The 23,705-nt window shown below is 72.6% G+C and carries 22 protein-coding genes; 13 read left to right on the plus strand and 9 right to left on the minus strand.

Annotated features, from left to right (window positions below):
- Positions 1 to 60 precede the first annotated feature (60 nt).
- The 9 genes from uvrC (at position 61) to HNR68_RS11965 (ending at position 9,048) form a co-directional block, all read left to right on the plus strand.
- Positions 61 to 2,043 carry an excinuclease ABC subunit UvrC gene (gene uvrC, locus HNR68_RS11925; protein ID WP_179720438.1) on the plus strand — a complete coding sequence of 661 codons (1,983 nt, stop codon included), beginning with the start codon at positions 61 to 63 and terminating at the stop codon, positions 2,041 to 2,043.
- The gene (gene rapZ / locus HNR68_RS11930; protein ID WP_179720440.1) at positions 2,036 to 2,911 is read left to right on the plus strand and encodes an RNase adapter RapZ; all 876 of its coding nucleotides are present in this window, start codon (positions 2,036 to 2,038) and stop codon (positions 2,909 to 2,911) included. Before uvrC ends, rapZ begins: the two co-directional genes overlap by 8 nt.
- Complete coding sequence (locus HNR68_RS11935) at positions 2,908 to 3,876, plus strand: uridine diphosphate-N-acetylglucosamine-binding protein YvcK (protein WP_179720442.1); 969 nt, start codon at positions 2,908 to 2,910, stop codon at positions 3,874 to 3,876. The genes rapZ and HNR68_RS11935 overlap by 4 nt, the downstream gene beginning before the upstream one ends.
- The gene (whiA, locus tag HNR68_RS11940; protein ID WP_179720444.1) at positions 3,867 to 4,853 is read left to right on the plus strand and encodes a DNA-binding protein WhiA; all 987 of its coding nucleotides are present in this window, start codon (positions 3,867 to 3,869) and stop codon (positions 4,851 to 4,853) included. The genes HNR68_RS11935 and whiA overlap by 10 nt, the downstream gene beginning before the upstream one ends.
- 296 nt (positions 4,854 to 5,149) lie before the next feature.
- Positions 5,150 to 6,160, plus strand: a complete 1,011-nt coding sequence (gene gap, locus HNR68_RS11945) for a type I glyceraldehyde-3-phosphate dehydrogenase (RefSeq protein ID WP_179720446.1) — start codon at positions 5,150 to 5,152, stop codon at positions 6,158 to 6,160.
- Positions 6,161 to 6,239: 79 nt separating this feature from the next.
- Entirely contained in the window at positions 6,240 to 7,442 is a 1,203-nt protein-coding gene (locus HNR68_RS11950) for a phosphoglycerate kinase (RefSeq protein WP_179720448.1), read from the plus strand.
- A gap of 2 nt (positions 7,443 to 7,444) precedes the next feature.
- Entirely contained in the window at positions 7,445 to 8,230 is a 786-nt protein-coding gene (tpiA, locus tag HNR68_RS11955) for a triose-phosphate isomerase (RefSeq protein WP_179720450.1), read from the plus strand.
- Between the two features lie 184 nt (positions 8,231 to 8,414).
- On the plus strand, positions 8,415 to 8,648 hold the full coding sequence (gene secG / locus HNR68_RS11960; RefSeq protein ID WP_179720452.1) for a preprotein translocase subunit SecG: 234 nt from the start codon (positions 8,415 to 8,417) through the stop codon (positions 8,646 to 8,648).
- 55 nt (positions 8,649 to 8,703) lie between these two features.
- The gene (locus HNR68_RS11965) at positions 8,704 to 9,048 is read left to right on the plus strand and encodes an RNA polymerase-binding protein RbpA (RefSeq protein WP_179720454.1); all 345 of its coding nucleotides are present in this window, start codon (positions 8,704 to 8,706) and stop codon (positions 9,046 to 9,048) included.
- A gap of 72 nt (positions 9,049 to 9,120) precedes the next feature.
- Here the strand turns inward: HNR68_RS11965 and HNR68_RS11970 are convergent, their stop codons facing one another.
- Positions 9,121 to 9,600: a MarR family winged helix-turn-helix transcriptional regulator gene (locus HNR68_RS11970; RefSeq protein WP_179720456.1), complete on the minus strand. Its 480-nt coding sequence runs from the start codon at positions 9,598 to 9,600 to the stop codon at positions 9,121 to 9,123.
- A 26-nt stretch (positions 9,601 to 9,626) separates the two neighbouring features.
- On the opposite strand from HNR68_RS11970, the gene HNR68_RS11975 reads away from it, so the two are divergent.
- Together HNR68_RS11975 and rraA are read left to right on the plus strand one after the other, a co-directional pair.
- Positions 9,627 to 10,430: an alpha/beta fold hydrolase gene (locus tag HNR68_RS11975; RefSeq protein WP_179720458.1), complete on the plus strand. Its 804-nt coding sequence runs from the start codon at positions 9,627 to 9,629 to the stop codon at positions 10,428 to 10,430.
- A 97-nt stretch (positions 10,431 to 10,527) separates the two neighbouring features.
- A complete protein-coding gene (gene rraA, locus HNR68_RS11980; protein ID WP_179720460.1) occupies positions 10,528 to 11,001 on the plus strand; it encodes a ribonuclease E activity regulator RraA in 474 nt (157 codons plus the stop codon).
- 6 nt (positions 11,002 to 11,007) lie between these two features.
- Here the strand turns inward: rraA and HNR68_RS11985 are convergent, their stop codons facing one another.
- Together HNR68_RS11985 and HNR68_RS11990 are read right to left on the minus strand one after the other, a co-directional pair.
- A complete protein-coding gene (locus HNR68_RS11985; RefSeq protein WP_246330436.1) occupies positions 11,008 to 12,219 on the minus strand; it encodes a glycoside hydrolase family 10-like protein in 1,212 nt (403 codons plus the stop codon).
- Positions 12,220 to 12,320: 101 nt separating this feature from the next.
- Positions 12,321 to 13,598 (minus strand): NsdA family TPR-like regulatory protein, encoded by a 1,278-nt coding sequence (locus tag HNR68_RS11990; protein WP_179720462.1) that lies wholly within the window; start codon positions 13,596 to 13,598, stop codon positions 12,321 to 12,323.
- Positions 13,599 to 13,740: 142 nt separating this feature from the next.
- On the opposite strand from HNR68_RS11990, the gene HNR68_RS27595 reads away from it, so the two are divergent.
- Positions 13,741 to 14,127 (plus strand): adenosylhomocysteinase, encoded by a 387-nt coding sequence (locus HNR68_RS27595; protein ID WP_218888272.1) that lies wholly within the window; start codon positions 13,741 to 13,743, stop codon positions 14,125 to 14,127.
- A 244-nt stretch (positions 14,128 to 14,371) separates the two neighbouring features.
- Positions 14,372 to 14,995: an adenosylhomocysteinase gene (locus HNR68_RS26480; RefSeq protein WP_218888273.1), complete on the plus strand. Its 624-nt coding sequence runs from the start codon at positions 14,372 to 14,374 to the stop codon at positions 14,993 to 14,995.
- A 57-nt stretch (positions 14,996 to 15,052) separates the two neighbouring features.
- On the opposite strand, the gene pgl is transcribed toward HNR68_RS26480, so the two are convergent.
- The 6 genes from pgl to tkt form a co-directional block, all read right to left on the minus strand.
- Positions 15,053 to 15,799, minus strand: coding sequence for a 6-phosphogluconolactonase (gene pgl, locus HNR68_RS12000; protein WP_343050083.1), 747 nt, complete (start codon positions 15,797 to 15,799; stop codon positions 15,053 to 15,055).
- Positions 15,796 to 16,746, minus strand: coding sequence for a glucose-6-phosphate dehydrogenase assembly protein OpcA (gene opcA / locus HNR68_RS12005; RefSeq protein ID WP_179720464.1), 951 nt, complete (start codon positions 16,744 to 16,746; stop codon positions 15,796 to 15,798). The genes pgl and opcA overlap by 4 nt, the downstream gene beginning before the upstream one ends.
- Positions 16,743 to 18,281 (minus strand): glucose-6-phosphate dehydrogenase, encoded by a 1,539-nt coding sequence (gene zwf / locus HNR68_RS12010; RefSeq protein ID WP_179720466.1) that lies wholly within the window; start codon positions 18,279 to 18,281, stop codon positions 16,743 to 16,745. Before zwf ends, opcA begins: the two co-directional genes overlap by 4 nt.
- Entirely contained in the window at positions 18,278 to 19,909 is a 1,632-nt protein-coding gene (locus tag HNR68_RS12015; RefSeq protein WP_179720468.1) for a glucose-6-phosphate isomerase, read from the minus strand. The genes zwf and HNR68_RS12015 overlap by 4 nt, the downstream gene beginning before the upstream one ends.
- 186 nt (positions 19,910 to 20,095) lie before the next feature.
- The gene (gene tal, locus HNR68_RS12020; protein ID WP_179720470.1) at positions 20,096 to 21,202 is read right to left on the minus strand and encodes a transaldolase; all 1,107 of its coding nucleotides are present in this window, start codon (positions 21,200 to 21,202) and stop codon (positions 20,096 to 20,098) included.
- A 14-nt stretch (positions 21,203 to 21,216) separates the two neighbouring features.
- The gene (gene tkt, locus HNR68_RS12025) at positions 21,217 to 23,286 is read right to left on the minus strand and encodes a transketolase (protein ID WP_179720472.1); all 2,070 of its coding nucleotides are present in this window, start codon (positions 23,284 to 23,286) and stop codon (positions 21,217 to 21,219) included.
- Between the last annotated feature and the right edge of the window lie 419 nt (positions 23,287 to 23,705).

Consider the following 23,705-nt stretch of genomic DNA (forward strand, 5'->3'; position numbering starts at 1 on the left):
TCGGGGGGAGGGCCCCGCACCGAGATCCAGGCGGTCGGACCACGCACGTAGGCTGGTGGGGTGGCCGATCCGTCCACCTACCGACCCGCACCCGGCACGATCCCGGACGAGCCCGGCGTCTACCGGTTCCACGACGCCGCGGGCCGCGTGATCTACGTCGGCAAGGCCAAGAGCCTCCGCAGCAGGCTGTCGTCGTACTTCGCCGACCTGGCCGGCCTGCACCCGCGCACCCGCCAGATGGTGACCACCGCCACCGGGGTGCAGTGGACCGTCGTCAGCAACGAGGTCGAGGCGCTGCAGCTGGAGTACTCCTGGATCAAGGAGTACGACCCGAAGTTCAACGTCCGCTACCGCGACGACAAGTCCTACCCGGTGCTCGCGGTCACGCTGCACGAGGAGTACCCGCGGCTGCACGTCTACCGCGGCCCGCGCCGCAAGGGCGTGCGCTACTTCGGCCCCTACGCGCACGCGTGGGCCATCCGGGAGACCCTCGACCTGCTGCTGCGCGTCTTCCCGGCGCGCACCTGCTCCAGCGGGGTGTTCAAGCGGCACTCCCAGATCGGCCGCCCCTGCCTGCTCGGCTACATCGGCAAGTGCTCGGCGCCGTGCGTCGGCCGGGTCAGCGCCGAGGAGCACCGCGCCATCGTCGAGGACTTCTGCGACTTCCTCGCCGGGCAGACCGACCAGCTGGTGCGCAAGCTCGACAAGGAGATGCAGGCCGCCTCCGCCGAGCTGGAGTTCGAGCGCGCCGCCCGGCTGCGCGACGACCTGGCCGCGCTGCGGCGCGCCATGGAGAAGCAGGCGGTGGTGCTCGGCGACGGCACCGACGCCGACGTGGTGGCCTTCGCCGAGGACGAGCTGGCCGCCGCCGTGCAGGTCTTCCACATCCGCGGCGGCCGGGTGCGCGGCCAGCGCGGCTGGGTGATCGACAAGGTCGAGGAGACCGACACCGCGGCCCTCACCGCGCAGTTCCTCACCCAGTTCTACGGCGAGCAGGCCGCGCTGGCCGAGCAGGCCGACGCCGGGGGCAGCCCCGTCCCGCGCGAGGTGCTCGTGCCGCAGCTGCCGGAGGACGCCGACACCATCGTCGGCTGGCTCAGCGAGCTGCGCGGCAGCCGGGTGAACCTGCGGGTGCCGCAGCGCGGCGACAAGCGGGCGCTCATGGAGACCGTCGAGCGCAACGCCAAGGAGGCCTTCCAGCAGTACAAGCTGCGCCGCGCCGGCGACCTGACCGCGCGCTCGGCGGCGCTGCAGGAGCTGCAGGAGGCGCTGGCGCTGGACACCGCGCCGCTGCGCATCGAGTGCATCGACGTCAGCCACGTGCAGGGCAGCGACGTGGTCGCCTCGCTGGTGGTGTTCGAGGACGGCGTGCCGCGCAAGTCCGAGTACCGCCGCTTCGAGGTCCGCCAGGGCGCCGAGGGCGGCGACGTGGGCTCCATCGACGAGGTGGTGCGCCGCCGCTTCCAGCGCTACCTCAGCGAGACCGCCAAGCCCGAGGGCGACCAGGTCGCGGCGGCCGTCGACCCGGACACCGGCCGCCCGAAGAAGTTCGCCTACCCGCCGAACCTGCTGGTCATCGACGGGGGCGCCCCGCAGGCCAACGCCGCCGCCGACGCGCTCACCGAGATGGGCATCACCGACGTCGCGGTGATCGGCCTGGCCAAGCGGCTGGAGGAGGTGTGGCTGCCGGCCGACCCCGACCCGGTCATCCTGCCGCGCACCAGCGAGGCCCTCTACCTGCTGCAGCGGGTCCGCGACGAGGCGCACCGGTTCGCCGTCAGCTACCACCGCACCAAGCGCGGCAAGCGGATGACCAGCTCCGCACTGGACTCGATCCCGGGACTCGGCCAGACCCGCCGCACGGCGCTGCTCAAGCACTTCGGCTCGGTGCGCAAGCTGCGCCAGGCCGGGGTGGACGAGATCGCCGCGGTCCCGGGGATCGGACGCCGCACCGCCGAGGCCGTGCACTCGGCGCTGGCGGCGGACGGGGGCGCCGGGCCCGGCCCGGCGAAGGAGAACACTGAAGGGGAGAGCAGTGACTGAGGAGTCGGGCATCGAGGTCGCCGTCGTCAGCGGCCTGTCGGGGGCGGGCCGCAGCACCGCGGCCAAGTGCCTGGAGGACCTGGGCTGGTTCGTGGTGGACAACCTGCCACCCGAGCTGATCGCGACCATGGTGGAGCTGGGGGCGCGCTCCAGCGGCGCGGTCACCCGCGTCGCGGTCGTGATGGACGTGCGCAGCCGCGCGTTCACCGAGGACCTCGGCGCGGTGATCAAGGACCTGGACGCCCGCGGCTACAAGCCGAAGGTGCTGTTCCTGGAGGCCACCGACGAGGTGCTGATCCGCCGCTTCGAGCAGGTGCGGCGCAGCCACCCGCTGCAGGGGGAGGGGCGGCTGGCCGACGGCATCGCCGCGGAGCGCTCGCTGCTGTCCCGGCTGCGCTCCGAGGCCGACCTGGTGCTGGACACCTCGAACCTGTCGGTGCACCAGCTGCGGAGCAAGATCGAGGACGCCTTCGGCACCGAGGCCGGCACCCGCACCCGCATCACCGTGCTGTCCTTCGGCTACAAGTACGGCCTGCCGATGGACGCCGACCTGGTGATGGACTGCCGGTTCCTGCCCAACCCGTTCTGGATCCCCGAGCTGCGCGAGTTCAACGGCCTCGACGACGAGGTCCGCAACTACGTGCTGGGCCAGGAGGGCGCCGAGGAGTTCCTGCAGAGCTACCAGCAGCTGCTGCGGCTGGTCGGCGCCGGCTACCACCGCGAGGGCAAGCGGTACCTGACGCTGGCGCTGGGCTGCACCGGCGGCAAGCACCGCAGCGTCGCCCTCACCGAGGAGCTGGCCCGGCGGCTGGCCGAGGAGGACGGCTTGATGGTCAAGACGGTGCACCGGGACCTGGGGCGCGAGTGAGCACAGAGCTGCGCGCGGTCGCCCTCGGCGGTGGGCACGGTCTCCAGGCGACGCTGTCGGCGCTCAAGCGGATCACCTCGGACGTGACCGCCGTGGTGACCGTGGCCGACGACGGCGGCTCGTCCGGTCGGCTGCGGCGCGAACTCGGCATGCTGCCGCCCGGGGACCTGCGCAAGGCGTTGGCGGCGCTGTCCGACAGCGACCCCGAGGGCGAGCTGTGGTCGACGGTGTTCGAGCACCGGTTCGGCGGCAGCGGCGCACTGGCCGGGCACGCGGTGGGCAACCTGGTGCTGGCCGGGCTGCTGGAGGTGCTCGGCGACCCGGTGCGGGTGCTCGACCACGCGTGCCGCCTGCTCGGCGTGCGCGGGCGCGTGCTGCCGATGTCCACCGAGCCGCTGGACATGTCCGCCGACGTCGTCGGGCTGGACGCCGACCCGGACGCGGTGCGGACGATCCGGGGGCAGGTGGCCATCGCCAGTACGCCCGGACGGGTGAAACAGGTGCGCCTCCAGGCGAACGGGGGGACCCGTCCGACAGCGTGCCCGGAGGCGGTCGAGGCGGTGCTCTCGGCCGACTTGGTGCTGCTCGGACCCGGTTCCTGGTTCACCAGCGTGCTGCCGCACCTGTTGGTGCCGGAGCTGCACGAGGCGTTGGTGCGCACCCGCGCGCGGCGGTTCGTGGTGCTAAACCTGGTGCCGCAACCCGGTGAGACGGCGGGATTCTCACCCGAACAGCACCTGGCCGTACTCTCGCAGCACGCGCCGCGGCTGCGGGTGGACGCGGTGCTGGCCGATGCGGACTCGGTGCCGACCCCGGACCGGCTCCGCGCGGCGGCGGCCGAACTGGGGGCGCAGACCCTGCTGGACGAGATCGCCGCCCCCGCCGTGCCGGGACGGCACGACCCGGAGGCGCTCGCGGCGAGCCTGCGGGCCGCACTGGAGAGGAGGACGGACCGGTGGCGATGACCGCGGCGGTCAAGGACGAGTTGAGCCGGTTGCCGGTGACCAAGACGTGCTGCCGGCGAGCCGAGGTTTCCTCGCTGCTGCGCTTCGCCGGCGGACTGCACATCGTCGCCGGCCGCGTGGTCGTCGAGGCCGAGCTGGACAGCGGTTCCACCGCGCGCAGGCTCCGCAAGGAGATCCACGAGCTCTTCGGGCACCACTCCGACGTGCACGTGATCACCTCCGGCGGGCTGCGCAAGGGCACCCGCTACGTGGTGCGCGTGGTGCGCGACGGCGAGGGCCTGGCCCGGCAGACCGGGCTGCTGGACCCGCGAGGCCGCCCGGTGCGCGGGCTGCCCGCGCACGTCGTCTCGGGCGGGGCCTGCGACTCGGAAGCCGCCTGGCGCGGCGCGTTCCTGGCGCACGGCTCGCTCACCGAGCCCGGGCGCTCGTCGTCGATGGAGGTCACCTGCCCCGGCCCGGAGGCGGCGCTGGCGCTGGTCGGCGCGGCCCGGCGGATGGGCGTGGCGGCCAAGTCCCGCGAGGTGCGCGGCGCGGACCGGGTGGTGGTCCGCGACGGCGACGCGATCGGGGCGCTGCTGACCCGGCTCGGCGCGCACGCCAGCGTGCTGGCTTGGGAGGAGCGGCGGATGCGCCGCGAGGTGCGCGCCACCGCCAACCGGCTGGCCAACTTCGACGACGCCAACCTGCGCCGCTCGGCGCGCGCGGCGGTCGCGGCGGCGGCCCGGGTGGAGCGGGCGCTGGAGCTGCTGGGCGCGTCGGCGCCGGAGCACCTCATGGTGGCGGGCAAGCTGCGGCTGGAGCACCGGCAGGCGTCGCTGGAGGAGCTCGGCCAGCTGGCCGACCCGCCGATGACCAAGGACGCGGTGGCCGGCCGGATCCGCCGGCTGCTGGCGATGGCCGACAAGCGCGCCCGCGAACTGGGCGTCCCGGACACCGAGTCCGCGGTGACCGCGGAGATGCTCGAGGCCGAGGTCTGACCCGACCCGCCGGCGGGCTCCGCCCCGGGCGGTGGCCCGCCGGCGCGGCCCGAAACGGTGCAGAGATGCCGATCACGGGCGCGGGGGTCGCGCCGCGGTCGTCGTGGTGCCGCTGACCAGCAGTGATGCGGGTGTTCCAGAGGGTCGTCGCGATGGGTGGCGATCACCGGTGTCCCGGCGGGTGAGCGGCTTCGCCCGCCCGAGCGCGAGGCCTCCGCTGGCAGATAGGGTGAAGTCGAGACCATCAACCTCACCCGCCGCGTCGTCGGCCGGGTCAGTCACGAGGAGAGATCGGCGTGACCGTTCGCGTAGGTATCAACGGCTTCGGTCGGATCGGGCGGAACTTCTGGCGTGCCGCTGCCGCCAGTGATCACGACATCGAGATCGTGGCCGCCAACGACCTGGGCGATGTCGCGACCATGGCCCACCTGTTGAAGTACGACAGCATCCTCGGTCGCCTCGACCAGGAGGTGAAGGTCACCGGCGAGGGCATCGAGGTGGGCGGCAAGCTCATCAAGATCCTCGCTGAGCGCGACCCGGGCAAGCTGCCGTGGGGCGACCTGGGTGTCGACGTCGTCGTGGAGTCCACCGGTTTCTTCACCAAGGCCGAGGACGCCCGCAAGCACGTCGACGAGGGCGGTGCGAAGAAGGTCATCATCTCCGCCCCGGCCAAGGGCGAGGACCTGACCGTGGTGCTCGGCGTCAACGACGACAAGTACGACGGCTCGCAGACGATCATCTCCAACGCCTCCTGCACCACCAACTGCCTGGCGCCGATGGCCAAGGTGCTCGACGACGCCTTCGGCATCGAGCAGGGCCTGATGACCACCATCCACGCCTACACGCAGGACCAGAACCTGCAGGACGGCCCGCACAAGGACCTGCGCCGCGCCCGGGCCGCCGCGCTGAACGTGGTGCCGACCAGCACCGGTGCGGCCAAGGCGATCGGCCTGGTGCTGCCGGAGCTCAACGGCAAGCTGGACGGCTACGCGCTGCGCGTCCCGGTGCCGACCGGCTCGGTCACCGACCTGACCGCGACCGTCCGCAAGGAGGCCTCGGTCGACGCGGTCAACGAGGCGTTCAAGGCCGCGGCCGCCGAGGGCCGGCTCAAGGGCATCCTCAAGTACAGCGACGAGCCGATCGTCTCCGCGGACATCGTCACCGACCCGCACTCGACGATCTTCGACGCGCCGCTGACCAAGGTCATCGGCAACCAGGTCAAGATCGTCGGCTGGTACGACAACGAGTGGGGCTACTCCAACCGCCTCGCCGACCTGGTCGGCCTGGTCGGCAAGAAGCTGGCCTGACATCCGGACCCGAGACCCGCACGAGCCGCCGGTCGAGCCCGCGGTTCGTGCGGGTCTTCCCGCAACCGAGGAGCAGGACGTGAAGAACCTCGACGATCTGCTGTCCGAGGGCGTGCGGGGGCGGCGTGTCCTGGTGCGTGCCGACCTCAACGTGCCGCTGGACGGCGACCAGATCACCGACGACGGCCGGGTGCGCGCCTCCCTGCCGACGATCGAGAAGTTGACCGGCGCCGGTGCGCGTGTGGTGGTCACCGCGCACCTGGGACGGCCGAAGGGCGAGCCGGACCCCAAGTTCTCCCTGGCCCCGGTGGCCCGCCGCCTCGGCGAGCTGCTCGGCACCGAGGTCCCGCTGGCCGGTGACCTGGTCGGCGACTCGGCGAAGTCCGTGGTCGAGGGCCTCACCGACGGGTCGGTGGCGCTGCTGGAGAACGTGCGCTTCGACGCCCGCGAGACCAGCAAGGACGACGCCGAGCGCGGTGCGCTGGCCGACGAGCTGGCCGCCCTGGTGGGCGAGGGCGCGGCCTTCGTCTCCGACGGCTTCGGCGTCGTGCACCGCAAGCAGGCCTCCGTCTACGACGTCGCCGAGCGGCTGCCCGCCTACGCCGGTGGCCTGGTGCTCGCCGAGGTCGAGGTGCTGCGCACCCTGACCGGCGACCCGAAGCGCCCCTACGCGGTGGTGCTGGGCGGCTCGAAGGTCTCCGACAAGCTCGGCGTCATCAAGGCGCTGCTGCCCAAGGTCGACAAGCTGCTCATCGGCGGCGGCATGGCCTACACGTTCCTCGCCGCGAAGGGCTGCGGCGTGGGCAGCTCCCTGCTGCAGGAAGACCAGATCGACTCCACCCGGCAGCTGCTGGACGAGCACGGCGACAAGCTGGTGCTGCCGGTCGACGTGGTGGTCGCCGACCGCTTCGCCGCCGACGCGGACAAGCAGGTCGTCGCCGCCGACGCCATCCCCGAGGGCTGGATGGGCCTGGACATCGGACCGCGCAGCGTCGAGCAGTTCGCCGGTGTCCTCCGCGAGGCCGCCACGGTGTTCTGGAACGGCCCGGCCGGGGTGTTCGAGTTCCCGGCGTTCGCCGACGGCACCCGCGGCATCGCGCAGGCCATCGTCGACTCCGACGCGTTCAGCGTCGTCGGTGGCGGCGACTCGGCCGCCGCGGTGCGCACGCTGGGCCTGCCGGAGGACGGCTTCTCGCACATCTCCACTGGTGGCGGGGCGTCGCTGGAGTACCTGGAGGGCAAGGACCTGCCCGGTGTGGCCGTCTTGGAAGGTGAGGGCTGAGCATGGCCAGGACACCGCTGATCGCGGGCAACTGGAAGATGAACCTCAACCACCTCGAGGCCATCGCCCTGGTGCAGAAGATCGCCTTCGCGCTGCCGGAGAAGTACTTCGACAAGGTGGAGGTGGCAGTGCTGCCGCCGTTCACCGACATCCGCAGCGTGCAGACCCTCGTCGACGGGGACAACCTGCGGCTCAAGTACGGCGCGCAGGACGTCTCCCAGCACGAGTCCGGGGCCTACACCGGTGAGGTGTCCGGCCCGATGCTGGCCAAGCTGGGCTGCACCTACGTGGTGGTCGGCCACTCGGAGCGCCGCGAGTACCACGGCGAGACCGACGAGCTGGTCGGCAAGAAGGTCCGCGCCACGCTCAAGAACGGCATGTCGCCGATCCTGTGCGTCGGTGAGCAGCTGGAGGTGCGCGAGGCGGGCGACCACGTCGAGCACTGCACCACGCAGCTGATCAACGCGCTCAAGGGCCTCAAGGCCGAGCAGGTGCGCCAGGTCGTGGTGGCCTACGAGCCGGTGTGGGCGATCGGCACCGGCAAGGTCGCCACCGCCGCGGACGCCCAGGAGGTGTGCGCGGCGCTGCGGAAGGCGCTGGCCGACAAGTACGGCCAGGAGATCGCCGACGAGGTGCGGGTGCTCTACGGCGGCTCGGTGAAGTCCAGCAACATCGGCGACCTGGTCGGTCAGCCGGACGTCGACGGCGCCCTGGTGGGCGGGGCCAGCCTCAACGGCGACGAGTTCGCCAAGCTCTCCGCCATGGCGGCCGGCGGTCCGCTGCCGTGACCTCCGGGGCACCCGCGCTCCGCTGGGCCGGGCGCGGGTGCCCGTCACCCGACATCCCCACCCTGGGAGATGACCAGCGCGGGGCGGTGTGAGAGCGTCTGCGTGGCAAACGGTGGACAGTGGTCAACGCACCGTTGGCGGCCCGGTACTCTAGGTGGCGAACCGCTGTGCGAACGAGGACGTGATGACTCTTTTCCTGCAGATCATGTTGATCGTGACGAGTGTGCTGCTGGTGCTGCTGGTGCTGCTGCACCGGGCCAAGGGTGGTGGCCTCTCCTCGCTGTTCGGCGGCGGTGTGCAGTCCAACCTGGCCGGTTCCAGCGTGGCTGAGAAGAACCTCGACCGCATGACGTTGTTCGTCATGGCGCTGTGGGTCATCTCCATCGTCGGGGTCGGCCTGTTGATCAAGATCGGTTGATCGGTCGGCACCCCAGCCGGTCGACGACCCAAGGCCGCTTTGTGGGTGAGGATGGATGACTGGTGGTAACGCCATACGCGGCACGCGCGTGGGCTCGGGTCCCACGATGAGCGAGTCGGAGCGGGGCGAAGCCGCACCGCGCAAGCGGGTCGACTACTGGTGCAGCAACGGGCACCGCAGCCGCCCGTCGTTCGCGCTGGACGCCGAGGTGCCGGAGGAGTGGGACTGCCCGCGCTGCGGACTGCCTGCGGGCCTGGACCCCGAGAACCCGCCCGCGGCGAGGCGCACCGAGCCGTACAAGAGCCACCTCGCGTACGTGAAGGAGCGCCGCAGCGACGAGGACGGGATGGCCATCCTGGAGGAAGCGCTGGCCAAGCTCCGCGAGCGCAAGGGCCGCTGAGCCCCGTTCGCGGCCGACGGCACCACGAGGACCGGGTCCGGTGAGCGATCACCTGGCCCGGTCCTCCCGCGTTCAGGGGGACCGCTCCTCGGTGTCCCGGACGGCGGCGAGCATGTGCCGCAGCACCCGCAGCGTCGTGTCGATCTCGGCGTCGGTGAGGTCGCCGCCGACGCGGCCCATCGCCTCGTGCTCGCGCCGCTGGACCGCGTTGATCGCGGCGCGGCCCGCGTCGGTGAGCGCCACCAGCGGGGAGCGGCGGTGGGCCGGGTTCGGCTCGAGCGCGACGAAGTCCTGCGCCAGCGCGTCGTTGACCATGCGCTGGACGAACTGCCTGCTCAGCTCCAGGGCTCGCGCGATCTGCGGGACGGTCTCGGCGGTGCCGGTCATCTCCAGCCGTTCCAGGACCGCCCGCACGCCGATGGACAGGCCGTTGCGCGGGCTGTCGTGCTCGACCAGCCGCGCCACCCGGCGGTACAGCGGGCCGAGGACGGCGTAGACCTCGGCGAGCCGCGGTCCGAGTCGGTCCGGCGAGAGCGGCAAGTTGTCAACCATGGTGTCATTATGACACCTTGGTTGTCATGACTGTTGTGGAGTCCATGACGATCCCGGTCCCCGGCGGCGAGCTCTACGCCGAGGTGGTCGGCTCCGGTCCGCCCGTGGTGCTGCTGCACGCCGGCTTCCTCGGCGTGCAGATGTGGGACGAGCAGCTCGAGCTCGCCGCCGAGCACCAGCTGGTCCGCTACGAGGCGCGCTCGCACGGGCGCTCCAGCACGGCGATGCGCGACCACCACCCCTCCGAGGACCTGCGGGCGGTGCTGGACCACCTCGGGCTCGAGCGGGTCTCGCTGGTGGGCAACTCGATGGGCGGCGGCACGTCGTTGACGTTCGCGCTCCTGCACCCGGACCGGGTGGACCGGATGGTGCTGTTCGGCCCGGGCGTCCCGCCGGTGGAGTTCCGCGACCCGTTCATCCTCGAGCACCACCGGGAGGAGGAAGCCGCGAAGCGGGCGATGGACGCCGACCGCTTCCTCGACAACGCGCTGGAGTACGCGGTGGACGGGCCGCACCGCCGGCCCGACCAGGTGGACCCGGAGGTCCGGCGGCGGTGCCGGGAGATGGCCGCGACGACGGTGCTGAACCACCACACCGCGACCGGGCGCCTCCTCGAGGTCGACGTGCGCAGCCGGCTGGAGGAGATCGCCGCGCCCACCGTCCTGGTGGTCGGTGAGCTCGAGTCCAGCGACCTGCACCGGATGGCCCGGGAAGCGGCGCGGCGGATGCCGCACGCGGAGCTGGTCGAGTTCGGCGGCTGCGGGCACATGACGAACATGGAGGACCCGCAGCGCGCCAACGACCTCATCCGGCGGCACCTGGCCGGCTGACCCCGGATCGCCGGTGTGGTGTTGGTCGCGCTGCCGCGCGCGCCGAGGCTACCGGTGGGTAGGCTCGCGGTCCACGGAGCGCGACCTGGGAGGATGCATGACTCTGGCGACGGCAGACCTCGCGGACCGGGAAGGCCCCGAGGTGCGCAGCTGCGACGTGCAGTTCCGCACGATCGGCGGACGCGCGGCCTTCGAGGGGCGGATCCGCACCGTCACGTGCTTCCAGGACAACGCCCTGCTCAAGGAGGTCCTCTCCACGCCCGGCGAGGGCCAGGTGCTGGTGATCGACGGCCAGGGCTCGGTGCACACGGCGCTCATCGGCGACGTCATCGCCGAGCTCGGCCGGTCCAACGGCTGGAGCGGGGTCATCGTCAACGGCGCGGTGCGCGACTCCGCGGTGCTGGCCGAGATGGACTTCGGGGTCAAGGCGCTGGGCACCAACCCGCGCAAGAGCACCAAGACCGGCGAAGGTGTGGTGGACGAGGTCGTCGAGCTCGGCGGCGTCCAGTTCGTCCCCGGTGAGTACGTGGTGGCCGACCACGACGGCGTCGTGGTGGTCGCCAACCCGTGAGGCCGGTCAGCGGGTGTAGTGCTCGGTGACCACCCGCTGCATCGCTTCGGCGGCGTTGCTGGTCAGCGACGTCGCGCTGAAGTAGATGTCGCCCCGGACGCCCGGGTGCTGGGCGTTGAGGGCCAGGTGCGCGGAGAGCTCGCCCGGGTCGGTCCAGCCCTCCTGGCCGACCCGGTAGGCGCCCTGCCCGATGTAGAGGTCCACGCCGGTGCCCCGCACCGTCTCGGACCACCACGGCACCAGCTTGGCGTAGTCGGCGGCGGGGTGGCCGATCGGCCAGTAGACCTGCGGCGCGATGTAGTCGACCCAGCCCTTCTCGACCCACCCGCGGGTGTCGGCGTACAGCGCCGAGTACGACTCCAGGCCGCTGGTGTCCGAGCCCCGCGGGTCGCTGGAGGCGTTGCGCCAGATGCCGAACGGGCTGATGCCGAACCGCACGTGCGGCTTCACCGCGTGCACCCGGGCGTCCAGACCGGCCACCAGCTGGTCGACGTTGTGCCGGCGCCAGTCCTCGATGCTGGCGAACCCCCGGCCGTGCTGGGCGAAGGTGTCCTGGTCCGGGAGCTGCTCGCCCTCGACGGGGTAGGGGTAGAAGTAGTCGTCCAGGTGCACGCCGTCGACGTCGTAGTTCCGCACCGCGTGCATGATCGCCTCGGTGACGAACTCCCGCGCCTCGGGCACGCCGGGGTCGAAGTACAGCTTGCCGCCGTAGGCGAACGTCCACTCCGGGTGCTGCCGCGCCGGGTGCTCCGGCACCAGCTGCTGCGGGTCGGCCTGCATGCTCACCCGGTACGGGTTGAACCACGCGTGGAACTCCAGTCCGCGCTGGTGCGCCTCGTCGACGAGGAACCGCAGCGGGTCGTAGCCGGGGTCCTCGCCCTGCTCCCCGGTCAGCCAGTGCGACCACGGCTCGTGCGGCGACGGCCAGAACGCGTCCGCGGTGGGCCGGACCTGCACGAACACCGCGTTGAGCCCGCGGTCCACGGCCTGGTCGAGCAGCGTGCGGTACTCGGTCTGCTGCTGGGCGGCGGACAGCCCCGGCCTGCTCGGCCAGTCGATGGTGTCCACGGAGGCGATCCACACGCCGCGCATCGCCGTGCTGGGCTTCCCGGCCGCCGCGCCGGTGGTGCCGATGAGGGTCAGCAGTGCCGCCACCAACCCCAGCGCCAGGACCAGCACGTCGGCCCGGATCCGGCGCAGTGCCTGCGTTCGAGTCAACCCGCTCGCCTCCGCCGCTCGTCGTCGATCGCGCGGCACAGGTTACGGTCCGGGCCCGCGCCCCGCTGGCGTGACGCGCGGAATCCACCCGTGGGGTGGGACTACCGCGCGGTGGCGAGCCGCCGGGTCAGGTGCCGCACCGCTCGATCGCTGTAGGCGGAGGGGATCGTCTCGTTGAGCTGCCGGGCCCGGTCGGCCAGCGCCGCGGCGCGGTCGACGTCGTGCGCGCGCAGGTGCGCGTCCGCCAGCCAGGTGGTGTAGAGCGCGGTCTCCCGGACCCGGCGGTGGTCGCAGGTCCGGATCGCGGGGGCCAGGCGCTGCCGGGCCCGGTGGGGCCTGCCCAGCGCGGTGTCGACCCGTCCCACGATGATCTCCATCTCCGCCGGGGTCAGCCAGTACACCCACGGCGGGTCGGGGTCGTCGTCGCGGCGGCGCCCGTACTCGTCCTGGGCGCGCCGGATCGCCGTGGCGGCCTGGGTGTTCTCGCCCGCGGCCGCGTGCGCCCACGACGCCCGCGCGTGCAGCAGCGCCCGCACGGTGGGGGTGGCGGCACCGCGGTCCAGCCCGTCGATGCGCACCAGCGCCGAGCGGGCCACCTGCACCGCGTCCCGCGGCCGGCCGAACTGGGTCAGGTGCCCGGCCAGCGCGGACACCACCTGCGCGGTCAGCACCGGGTCGTCCGCGGCGTGCGCGGCCTGGATCCCGTTGAGGTAGTAGTGCTCGGCGGCCGCGAGGTGCCCGCCGTCGGCCGTCGACCACCCGGCCAGCTGGCACAGCTCGGCCACGGCCTGCAGCAGGCCGCGGCCGACGTCCTCGGAGTAGCTCGCGGTGCGCAGCAGGTCCGCGGTGCGGGCGACCTCGCGGCGGATCGTGGTGTGCAGGTCGCCGCCGGCGACGACGTCGTCGGCGTGGTGCAGGTAGCGCAACCGGGCCCGGATGCGGTCGAGCGTGGTGTGGCCGATCCGCTGTCCGGTCCCGTCCAGCCGGGCCACCGCGGTCGGCGGCGGGGTGATCAGCCACTGGCGGGCCACGCGCACCGCGCGGTCGCCGGTCAGCTCCAGGGCGGGGACGTCGTCGGTGAGGCGCGCGGCGAGGCCGTCGCGCTCCGCCGGTGTCCACACGTCCTTGATCAGCTCGACCGGGTCGAGCGCGGTCGGCTTCCGGGGCGGGACGGGCGCGTCGGGCAGCAGCGCGGCCAGCTGGTCCAGCGACAGCCCGAGCTCGCGGGCCAGCGCCTCCCGCATCCGCGGCGTGGGGGTGGACGCGCCGCGCTCCCACCGCGCCACGGTGGACACGTCCACCCTCAGCCGGTACGCGAGCGTCTCCTGGGTGTGGCCGCGGCTGCGGCGCTGCCGGGCGAGGTCGGACTGGCGTGCCACGCGGGAGACCGTACGCGGCACCCCTGTCCGCCTCCAGCACCTCGCCGCAGGTGCCCGGTCAACGCCCGGTTGCTGCCCTGGTCCGCACCCGGTGGCCGCGGTGCACTCGAACCGTCCGCCCACGGAGGGGAGGGAGCGACCGGTGCCCCTGCTGCGCGACCCGGCGCTCGCCGACGACGGTGCCCGCGAGGTCGAGTTCGCCCACCGCCGGATGCCCGTGCTCGCCGGGCTCACCGAGCGCTGGGAGCCCGAGGAACTGTTGCGCGGCGCGCGCATCGCCGCCTGCTCGCACGCCACCACCGAGACCGCCAACCTGTGCCGGGCGCTGGTGGCCGGCAGGCGGTGCCGACGTGGCGCTGTGCGCCTCGCACCCGCTGTCCACGGAGGACGACGTCGCCGCCGCGACCCAGCGCGACCCGGGTGCGGAGGTCTTCGCGCTGCGGCTGCGACCGGGCCACCTACCACCGGCAGGTCGAGAGCGCGCTCGGCATCGAGCCGACGCTGGTGGTGGACGACGGCGCCGACCTGACCGCCGCGGTGCACGAGCAGCACCCGGAACTGCTGCCCGCCGTCGTCGGCGGCACCGAGATCACCTCGACCGGCGTGGTCCGAATGCGCAGCACGGCCGCCGAGGCGGCGCTGCGCTACCCCGCGCTGCCGACGAACGACGCGCTCACCGAGCACCTGTTCGACAACCGCTACGGCACCGGGCAGCACACCGTCGACGGGATCCTGCGCGCCACCACCGTCCTGCTCGCCGGGGCACCGTGGTGGTGGCCGGCTACGGCTGGTGCGGGCGCGGCGTCGCGGCCCGGGCCCGCGGCACGGGCGCCGACGTCGTGGTCACCGAGGTGGATCCGGTGCGGGCGCTGGACGCCGAGCTCGACGGCGTGCGGGTGCTGCCGGTGCACCGCGCCGCCGCCGAAGCGGACCTGGTCGTGACGACCACCGGCAACCGCGACGTGGTCACCGTCGAGCACGTGCGGCGGATGGAGGACGGCGCGATCCTCGCCAGCTCCGGCCACTTCGACCTGGAGATCGCGGTCGACGACCTGACCCGCACCGCGGTCCGGCGCCGCTTCGTGCGGGAGAACTGCGCGGAGCACACCCTGCCCGAAGGGCACCGGGTCCTGCTGCTGGCCGAAGGCCGCCTCCCCGGCCAGGCGGCGGCCGAGGCCCACCCCGCCGAGGTGGTGGACATGACCTTCGCGACCCAGGCGCTGGCGGTCCGGTACCTGGTGGAGAACGCGGGCGAGCTGGACCCGGCGGTGCACCCGGTTCCGAAGGAGATCGAGGACGAGGTCGCGCGGGCCGAGCTGGCGGCCTACGACGTCACCACCGGCGAGCTCACGCCGCGCCAGCGCGAGTACCTCGCCTCCTGGCGGATCGGCACCTGACAGCACGAGGGGCGCCTCCCGGCTCGTCGTCCGGGAAGCGCCCCTCGCGGCACTCGATCAGGCCTTGGCAGCTGCCGCGGCGTCGAGCAGCCAGAGCGTCCGGTCCCGGCCGCGCGCCCCGGCCGCCGGGACCTCCTCCGGCGTCGCGCCGCGCAGCGCCGCCGCCACCGGCTCGGCCTTGGCCTCGCCCGTGGTCATCAACCAGACCTCCGACGCGGCCTGGATCGCCGGCAGCGTCAGGGAGATCCGGGTCGGCGGCGGCTTCGGGCAGTCGTGCACGCCCACCACCGTGCGCTCGGTCTCCCGCACGTACGGGGTGTCCGGGAACAGCGACGCCGTGTGACCCTCCTCGCCGACGCCCAGCAGCAGGACGTCGAAGTGGGGCACCGCGACGCTGCTGCCCTGCGCCGCCCCGGCCGCCAGCACCTCGGCGTAGCCCGCCGCGGCGGCGTCCGCGTCAGCCCCGTGCTCGCCGTCCGACGGGGCCACCGGGTGCACCCGCTGCGGGTCCACCGCGACGTGGTCCAGCAGGGCCTCGCGCGCCTGGGTCTCGTTGCGCTCCGGGTCGCCGGCCGGCAGGAACCGTTCGTCGCCCCAGTAGACGTCCACCCTGGACCAGTCCACCGCGTCGCGGGCGGGGGAGCGGCGGACCTGCTCCAGCACGCCGATCCCGGTGCGGCCGCCGGTGAGCACCACCGACGCCTCGCCGCGCTCGGCCTGGGCGTCCACCAGCTTGGTGATCAGCCGCGCCGCGGCGGCCGCCGCCAGCAGCTCGCCGGACGCGTGCACCACCACGCGGCTCACGACTCGGCCACCTCCTGCTCCTCCGGCTCGTCGCGGATGATGTCCTTCAGCCCCGCCAGGGTGGCCTCGTAGATCTCGTCCGGGTCGAGGCGGCGCAGCTCCTCGATGAGGCAGTCGTGCACCTGGCGGCGGTGCAGCGACACCCGGCGTTCCGGCTGGCCCGGCTGGGTCAGGGTGCCGATCTTGCCGTCCGGGCGGACGATCTCGACGTTGCCCGACGGCCGCTCCAGCACCGCCGAGACGATGCCCGGCCCGCGCGGGTGCGACACCCGGCGCACCGGGATCTCCAGGTAGCTGGCCAGCCACGCGGCCAGCAGGTCGGTCGACGGGGAGTCCGCCGCACCGGTCACCGTCGCCGACGTGACGGCCTCGTGCGGCGGCAGGTCCATCGCCGCCGCCAGCATCGCGCGCCACGAGGTCAGCCGCGTCCACGCCAGGTCCGTGTCGCCCTCGGCGTAGGACCGGACGCGCTTCTGCAGCGCCGCGATCGGGTCCGCCTCGTTGGCCGCGTCGGTGATCCGCCGGTGCGACAGCGCACCGATCGGGTCCTTCGCCGGGTTGTCCGGAGCGTCGGTGGGCCACCACGCCACCACCGGGGCGTCCGGCAGCAGCAGCGGGACCACCGAGCCCGCGCCCTCGTCGGCCAGCGGCCCGTACAGCCGCAGCACGATGACCTCGGACGCGCCCGCGTCACCGCCGATGCGGATCTGGGCGTCGAGCCGCGGCGCGGCCTGCTTGGCCCCGCGGGCCACCACGATCACCCGGCACGGGTGCTCCCGGCTGGCGTCGTTGGCGGCCTGGATGGCCTTCTCCACCTCGGTGCCGTCGCCGGTGACCACCACCAGCGTCAGCACGCGACCCAGCGCGACCGCACCGCCGGTCTCGCGCAGCTCCACCAGCTTCTTGTTGACCTGCGAGGTCGTGGTGGACGGCAGGTCGATGATCACGGTCGCCTCCAAGCGCGTCCGGTGCGGGCCAGCACGGCGTCGGCCGACGGCGGACCCCAGGTGCCCGCCTTGTACGGCTGCGGCTTGCCGTGCGAGGCCCAGTAGTCCAGCACCGGGTCGAGGATCTTCCAGGACAGTTCGACTTCTTCGTTGACCGGGAACAGCGACGGCTCGCCCAGCAGCACGTCCAGGATCAACCGCTCGTAGGCCTCGGGCGAGGACTCGGTGAAGGCGTGCCCGTACCCGAAGTCCATGGTCACGTCGCGCACCTCCATCGAGGTGCCCGGCACCTTCGCGCCGAAGCGCATGGTCACGCCCTCGTCCGGCTGCACCCGGATCACCAGGGCGTTCTGCCCCAGCTCCTCGGTCATCGTGCTGTCGAACGGCAGGTGCGGCGCTCGCTTGAACACCACCGCGATCTCGGTGACCCGGCGGCCCAGCCGCTTGCCGGTGCGCAGGTAGAACGGCACGCCGGCCCACCGGCGGCTCTCCACCTCGAGGGTGATCGCCGCGTAGGTCTCGGTGGTCGAGTCGGAGGCGAACCCGCCCTCCTCGTGCAGCCCCGGCACCAGCGAACCGCCCTGCCAGCCACCGGTGTACTGACCGCGCGCGGTGGTCTGGTCGAACGGGCCGACCGGCTTGGTCGCCGAGAGCACCTTCACCTTCTCCGCGCGCAGGTCCTGCGGGGAGAACGAGACCGGCTCCTCCATCGCGGTCAGCGCCATCAGCTGCAGCAGGTGGTTCTGGATCACGTCCCGGGCCGCGCCGATGCCGTCGTAGTAGCCCGCGCGACCGCCCAGGCCGATGTCCTCGGCCATGGTGATCTGCACGTGGTCCACGTAGTGGGCGTTCCAGATCGGCTCGAACAGCTGGTTCGCGAAGCGCAGCGCCAGGATGTTCTGCACCGTCTCCTTGCCGAGGTAGTGGTCGATGCGGAACACCGACTCCTCGGGGAACACCTCGTTGACGATGCGGTTGAGGTGCTTGGCGCTCTCCAGGTCGTGGCCGAACGGCTTCTCGATGACCACCCGCCGCCAGCTGTCGCCGGACTGGTCGGTCAGCCCGGAGCGGGACAGCTGCTTGAGCACCGTCGGGAACGCCGACGGCGGCACCGAGAGGTAGAAGGCGTGGTTGCCGCCCGTGCCGCGCTCGGCGTCGAGCTGCTTGACGGTCGCGGCGAGCCGGTCGAAGGCCTCGTCGTCGTCGAAGGAGCCCGGCACGAACCGGATCCCCTCAGCCAGCCGGTCCCACACGCTCTGGTGGAACGGGGTCCGCGCGTGCTCCTTGACCGCCTCGTAGACGACCTGGCCGAAGTCCTGGTCGGCCCAGTCGCGCCGGGCGAAGCCGGTCAGCGCGAAGCCCGGCGGCAGCAGACCCCGGTTGGCCAGGTCGTAGATGGCCGGCATCAGCTTCTTGCGGGACAGGTCACCGGTCACCCCGAAGATCGTCAGACCGCACGGTCCGGCGATCCGGGGCAGCCGCTTGTCCCGCGGGTCCCGCAGCGGGTTCTGCCACTGCTGGTCGGGCGGGGTCACCGCGAACCTCCTTGCGACAGGTCTTGCACGGCCTTGACGAGCTCGACGAGCCCGACGGCGCGGTCGGTGAGGTGCAGCCGCAGCACCGGGCGCTCGCGGTCGGCGAGCACCTGGCCGTCACCGAGCGCCTGGGCGCGCTGCAGCCCGGCCAGCGTGTACGGCCGGTCCGGCACCTCCAGGTCCTGCTCGGAGTCACCGGTGATCTGCAGGAACACGCCGTTCTGGTGGCCGCCCTTGTGGTACTGGCCGGTGGAGTGCAGGAACCGCGGCCCCCACCCGAAGGTGGTCTGCAGGCCGGTGCGGCGCGCCAGCTCCGGGCGCAGCACCGCGGCGGAGGCGTCGTCCAGCCGGTCCAGGTAGGCCTGCACCGCGACGTAGCCGCCCTCCGGGGCCGCGGCCAGGAACGCCCGCAGCGCCTCGGCCACCGTGCCCACCCCGGCCGACAGCCACGAGCCGGAGGCGTGCACCTCGATCGCGCCGTCCACCAGCGTCGGCGTCGCCGCCGGACCACCGGCGGGGCCGTCCAGCAGCGCCCGGGCGGCCTTCTTGGCGGCCTCCACGTCGGGCTGGTCGAAGGGGTTGATGCCCAGCAGCCGGCCGACCAGCGCGGTGGCGAACTCCCACAGCAGGAACTGCGCGCCCAGCGGGCCGGTGGTGCTGATCTGCGCGCCCTCGACGGCCGGGCCGACCGCCACGGTGGTGGCGTCGGCGCCCGCGTCGGCGAAACCGGGCGCGTCGGTGCCCTCCACGACGACCGGCAGCAGGCCGGTGCCGTCCTTGCCGGTGGACTCGGCGATCAGCTGCTCGACCCAGTCGCCGAAGCCCTTGATGCCGGAACCGGTGTCGGCGAACACGACCTTCTCCGCGCCCCGGGCGTGCGCCGCACCGAGCGCGGCGGCCAGCCGCAGGGCCGGGTTGCTGTCGGCGTCGGCCTCCAGCTCCGGGAACGCCGCGGCCGCGTCGTCCAGCAGCGCGGCGATGTCGGCGCCGGCCAGACCCGCGGGCACCAGGCCGAACGCGGTGAGCGCCGAGTAGCGGCCGCCCACGTGCGGGTCGGCGGTGAAGACCTTGCGGTAGCCGGCCTCGCGCGCCGCCGACTCCATCGGGGAACCGGGATCGGTGACCACGATGATGCGGGTCACAGGATCGATTCCGTTCTGCTGAAAAGCCCGCTCGAAGATCCGGCGGTGCGAGTCCGTCTCGACCGTGGTGCCGGACTTCGAGGACACGACCAGCACGGTGCGCGAGAGGTCACCGGACAGCGCGTCGGCGACCTGGCCGGGGTCGGTGGTGTCCAGCACGACCAGCGGCACCCCGGCGGAGGCGGTGATCACCTCGGGGGCCAGCGAGGAGCCGCCCATCCCGGCCAGCACCACGCGGTCCAGCCCCTCGGCGCGCAGCTCGGCGCGCAGCGCGTCGATCTCGGCCAGCAGCGGGCGGGAGCTCTCGTGCAGCGTCGTCCAGGACAGCCGGATGGATGCCTCGGGCTCGGCGTCCGGGCCCCACAGCGTGGCGTCCTGGGCGGCGAGCTTGCCGGCAACCGCATCGGCGGCCAACTGCTCGACCAGCGGTCGCGCCTCGGCCGCTAGCGCCACATCGGGAATGTCGACGGAAATTTCGGTTGCCATGTAGTTCCTTACCAGCGCTCGATCTAGTCGGTTCGAACCCCAGTTCGACCTGCCTGGCGGGGATTCGATCTTGAGAACCAACGTCGTGCGACCACAGTGTCGCCCATCCGGGCGGGTGCGGCAGGCAGTGGCACGGGCCCGGGGAAGCGGCGGCGGGGCCGGATCCCACCGGCCCCGCCGCACCGCTCACTTGGCCTGCTCGAGCTGCTGCTTGACGGTGTCCAGCAGTTCGTTCCAGGACTTCTCGAACTTCTCGACGCCCTCGCGCTCCAGCACAGCGAACACGTCGTCGAGGTCGATGCCGGCCTTCGCCAGGTCGTCGAAGACCTGCTGCGAGGCCTCGGCGGTGCCGCTGACCACGTCACCGCGCACCTCGGCGTGGTCGGCCACGGCCTCCAGCGTCGCCTCCGGCATGGTGTTCACCGTGTTCGGCGCCACCAGCTCGTCGACGTAGCGGGTGTCGGAGTAGGCCGGGTCCTTCACGCCGGTGGAGGCCCACAGCGGGCGCTGCGCCTTGGCACCGGCGGCCTCCAGGGCCTTCCACCGGTCGCTGGCGAAGACCTCCTGGTAGGCCGCGTAGGCCAGCCGGGCGTTGGCGATCGCGGCCTTGCCGCGCAGAGCCTCGCCGCCGGTCACGCCCTCCAGCCGCTTGTCGATCTCGGTGTCCACGCGGGAGACGAAGAACGACGCGACCGAGAAGATCTGGCTGACGTCGTGGCCGTTGTCCTTGGCCTGCTCCAGGCCGGCCAGGAAGGCGTCCATCACCTCGCGGTAGCGCTGCACCGAGAAGATCAGCGTGACGTTGACGCTGACGCCCTCGGCCAGCACGCGGGTGATCGCGGGCAGGCCCTCCACGGTGGCCGGGATCTTGACCATGAGGTTCGGCCGGTCCACGGCCTTCCACAGGTCCACGGCCTCGGCCACGGTGCGGTCGGTGTCGTGGGCCAGCCGCGGGTCGACCTCCAGCGAGACCCGACCGTCGACGCCGCCGGTCTGCTCGTAGACGTTGCGGAAGACGTCCGCCGCGTCACGCACGTCCGCGGTGGTCAGCTCCAGGACGGTCTCGTCCACGCTGGCGCCGCGGGCGGCCAGCTCGCGCACCTTCTCGTCGTAGTCGGCCGCGTTGGACAGGGCCTTGGCGAAGATCGTCGGGTTGCTGGTGACGCCGACGACCTCCTTCTCGGTGATCAGCTGGGCGAGGTTGCCCGAGGTGATCCGCTGGCGGGACAGGTCGTCGAGCCAGATCGAAACCCCGGCCTCGCTGAGCGCCTTGAGGTTCGGATTGGTGGTCATGTGGGTACCTCCGCTCACGCCTGCTGGGCGTTGCTCAGGCTGCGCCGGGCCGCCGCGACAACGGCGTCGACGGTGATGCCGAACTCCTTGTACAGCGTCTTGTAGTCCGCCGAGGCGCCGAAGTGCTCGAGGGACACCGACTCACCGGCGTCCCCGACGAAGCGGTGCCACGGCATCGCGATGCCGGCCTCGACCGAGACGCGTGCCTTCACCGAGCTCGGCAGGACCTGCTCGCGGTAGGCCTCGTCCTGCGCGTCGAACCACTCCACGCACGGCATCGAGACCACACGAGTGGCAACGCCGTCGGCCTCCAGAACCTTCCTGGCCTCGACGGCCAGCTGCACCTCGGAGCCTGTGGCGATCAACACGACCTGGGGCTGGCCGCCGCCGGCCTCGGCCAGCACGTAGCCGCCCTTGGCGACGCCCTCGGTGCTGACGCCCTCCAGCGTCGGCACGCCCTGGCGGGTCAGCGCCAGGCCGGCCGGGCCGCTCGGGTCCTCCAGGATGGCCTTCCACGCCGCCGCGGTCTCGTTGGCGTCGGCCGGGCGGACGATCGAGAAGCCAGGGATCGCGCGCAGCGAGGCCAGGTGCTCGATCGGCTGGTGCGTCGGGCCGTCCTCGCCGAGGCCGATGGAGTCGTGCGTCCACACGAAGATGGACGGGACCTCCATCAGCGCGGCCAGCCGGACCGCCGGGCGCATGTAGTCGCTGAAGACCAGGAAGGTGCCGCCGTAGGGGCGGGTTCCGCCGTGCAGCGCGATGCCGTTGAGGATCGCGCCCATGGCGTGCTCGCGGATGCCGAAGTGCAGGTTGCGGCCGTAGGGGCTGGCCTTCCAGGAGTCGGTGGAGATCGACTCGGGGCCGAAGGACTCGGCGCCCTTGATCGTGGTGTTGTTGCTCTCCGCCAGGTCCGCGGAACCGCCCCACAGCTCGGGCAGCACGTCGGCCAGCGCGTTGAGCACCTCACCGGAGGCCTTGCGGGTGGCGATCGACGAGCCGTCGGCCTCCCAGCTCGGCAGCTTCTCGTGCCAGCCGGCCGGCAGCTCGCGGGCGGTCAGCCGGTCCAGCAGCGCCTTGCGCTCCGGGTTGGCCGCCGCCCACTTGTCGAAGGCGACCTGCCACTCGGCGTGCGCGGCCTTGCCGCGTTCGGCGACCTTGCGGGCGTGCGCCAGCACCTCGTCGTCGACCTGGAAGGACTTCTCCGGGTCGAAGCCCAGCGCCTCCTTGATCCCGGCGACCTCGTCGGCACCGAGCGCGGCGCCGTGCGCCTTGCCGGTGTTCATCTTGGTCGGGGCCGGGTAGCCGATCACCGTGCGCAGCACGATCAGGGTCGGGCGGGAGGTCTCGGCCTTGGCGGTCTCGATGGCCTCCAGCAGGCCCTTGACGTCCTCGCCGCCGTGCACGGTGAGGACCTGCCAGCCGTAGGACTCGTAGCGCTTGGCGGTGTCCTCGGTCAGCGCGATCCGGGTGTTGTCCTCGATGGAGATCTCGTTCGCGTCGTAGATCACCGTGAGGTTGCCCAGCTGCTGGGTGCCAGCCAGCGACGACGCCTCGGAGGTCACGCCCTCCTCGATGTCGCCGTCGGAGGCGATCACGTAGATGTGGTGGTCGAACGGGCTCTCACCGGCCGGCGCGTCCGGGTCGAACAGGCCGCGCTCGCGGCGGGCGGCCATCGCCATGCCGACCGCGGTGGACAGGCCCTGGCCCAGCGGGCCGGTGGTGGTCTCCACCCCCGCGGTGTGCCCGTACTCGGGGTGGCCCGGGGTCTTCGAGCCCCACTTGCGCAGCTGCTCGAGGTCCTCCAGCTCCAAGCCGTAGCCGGACAGGAACAGCTGCACGTACAGCGTCAGGCTCGAGTGGCCTGCGGACAGCACGAACCGGTCGCGGCCGATCCACTCCGGATCGCTCGGGTCGTGCCGCATGACGCGCTGGAACAGCGCGTAGGCCGCCGGAGCCAGGCTCATCGCGGTGCCGGGGTGGCCGCTGCCGCAGTTCTCCACCGCGTCGGCGGCCAGCACGCGAGCGGTGTCCACCGCGCGCTGGTCCAGCTCGCTCCAGTCGTCGGGCAGTCGCTTGGTGGTCAAGCGGGCAAGGTCGTCGGTGACGGACACGGACGCAGCTCCAAGTTTTTTCCTTCGGCGGTTTTCCCGGTGAGGGGTGAATGCGGTCGCTGGACCGATTCGAACCGCGGTTATCCCTCGTCCGACGGGCAGCCTAGTCGTGTCCGATCGGGCACGCGCCGACCCGTCTGGATTGCCGTCCCGCCGTCTGCGGGTTGATCGGATGTCGGCCCGAGACCATCGCTTCACCTGCGATGTCGTGCTGACGGGCGACGAGAGGTCCCGCTGATCGGAACCAGCTCCCAGGATACTCGCCACGCTGCGTGACTGGGGTCACCCGCTGTTGTCGCCACCCGCGCGGAGTCCCGTACCGTAGCGCGCCTACTATTCAGGAGCGGTCGGTCCTGTGCCACGTCCAGGTCGACCAGGTCGTCCGATTCGCC

It is taken from the genome of Saccharopolyspora hordei, assembly GCF_013410345.1.
Taxonomy (GTDB): Bacteria; Actinomycetota; Actinomycetes; order Mycobacteriales; family Pseudonocardiaceae; genus Saccharopolyspora; species Saccharopolyspora hordei.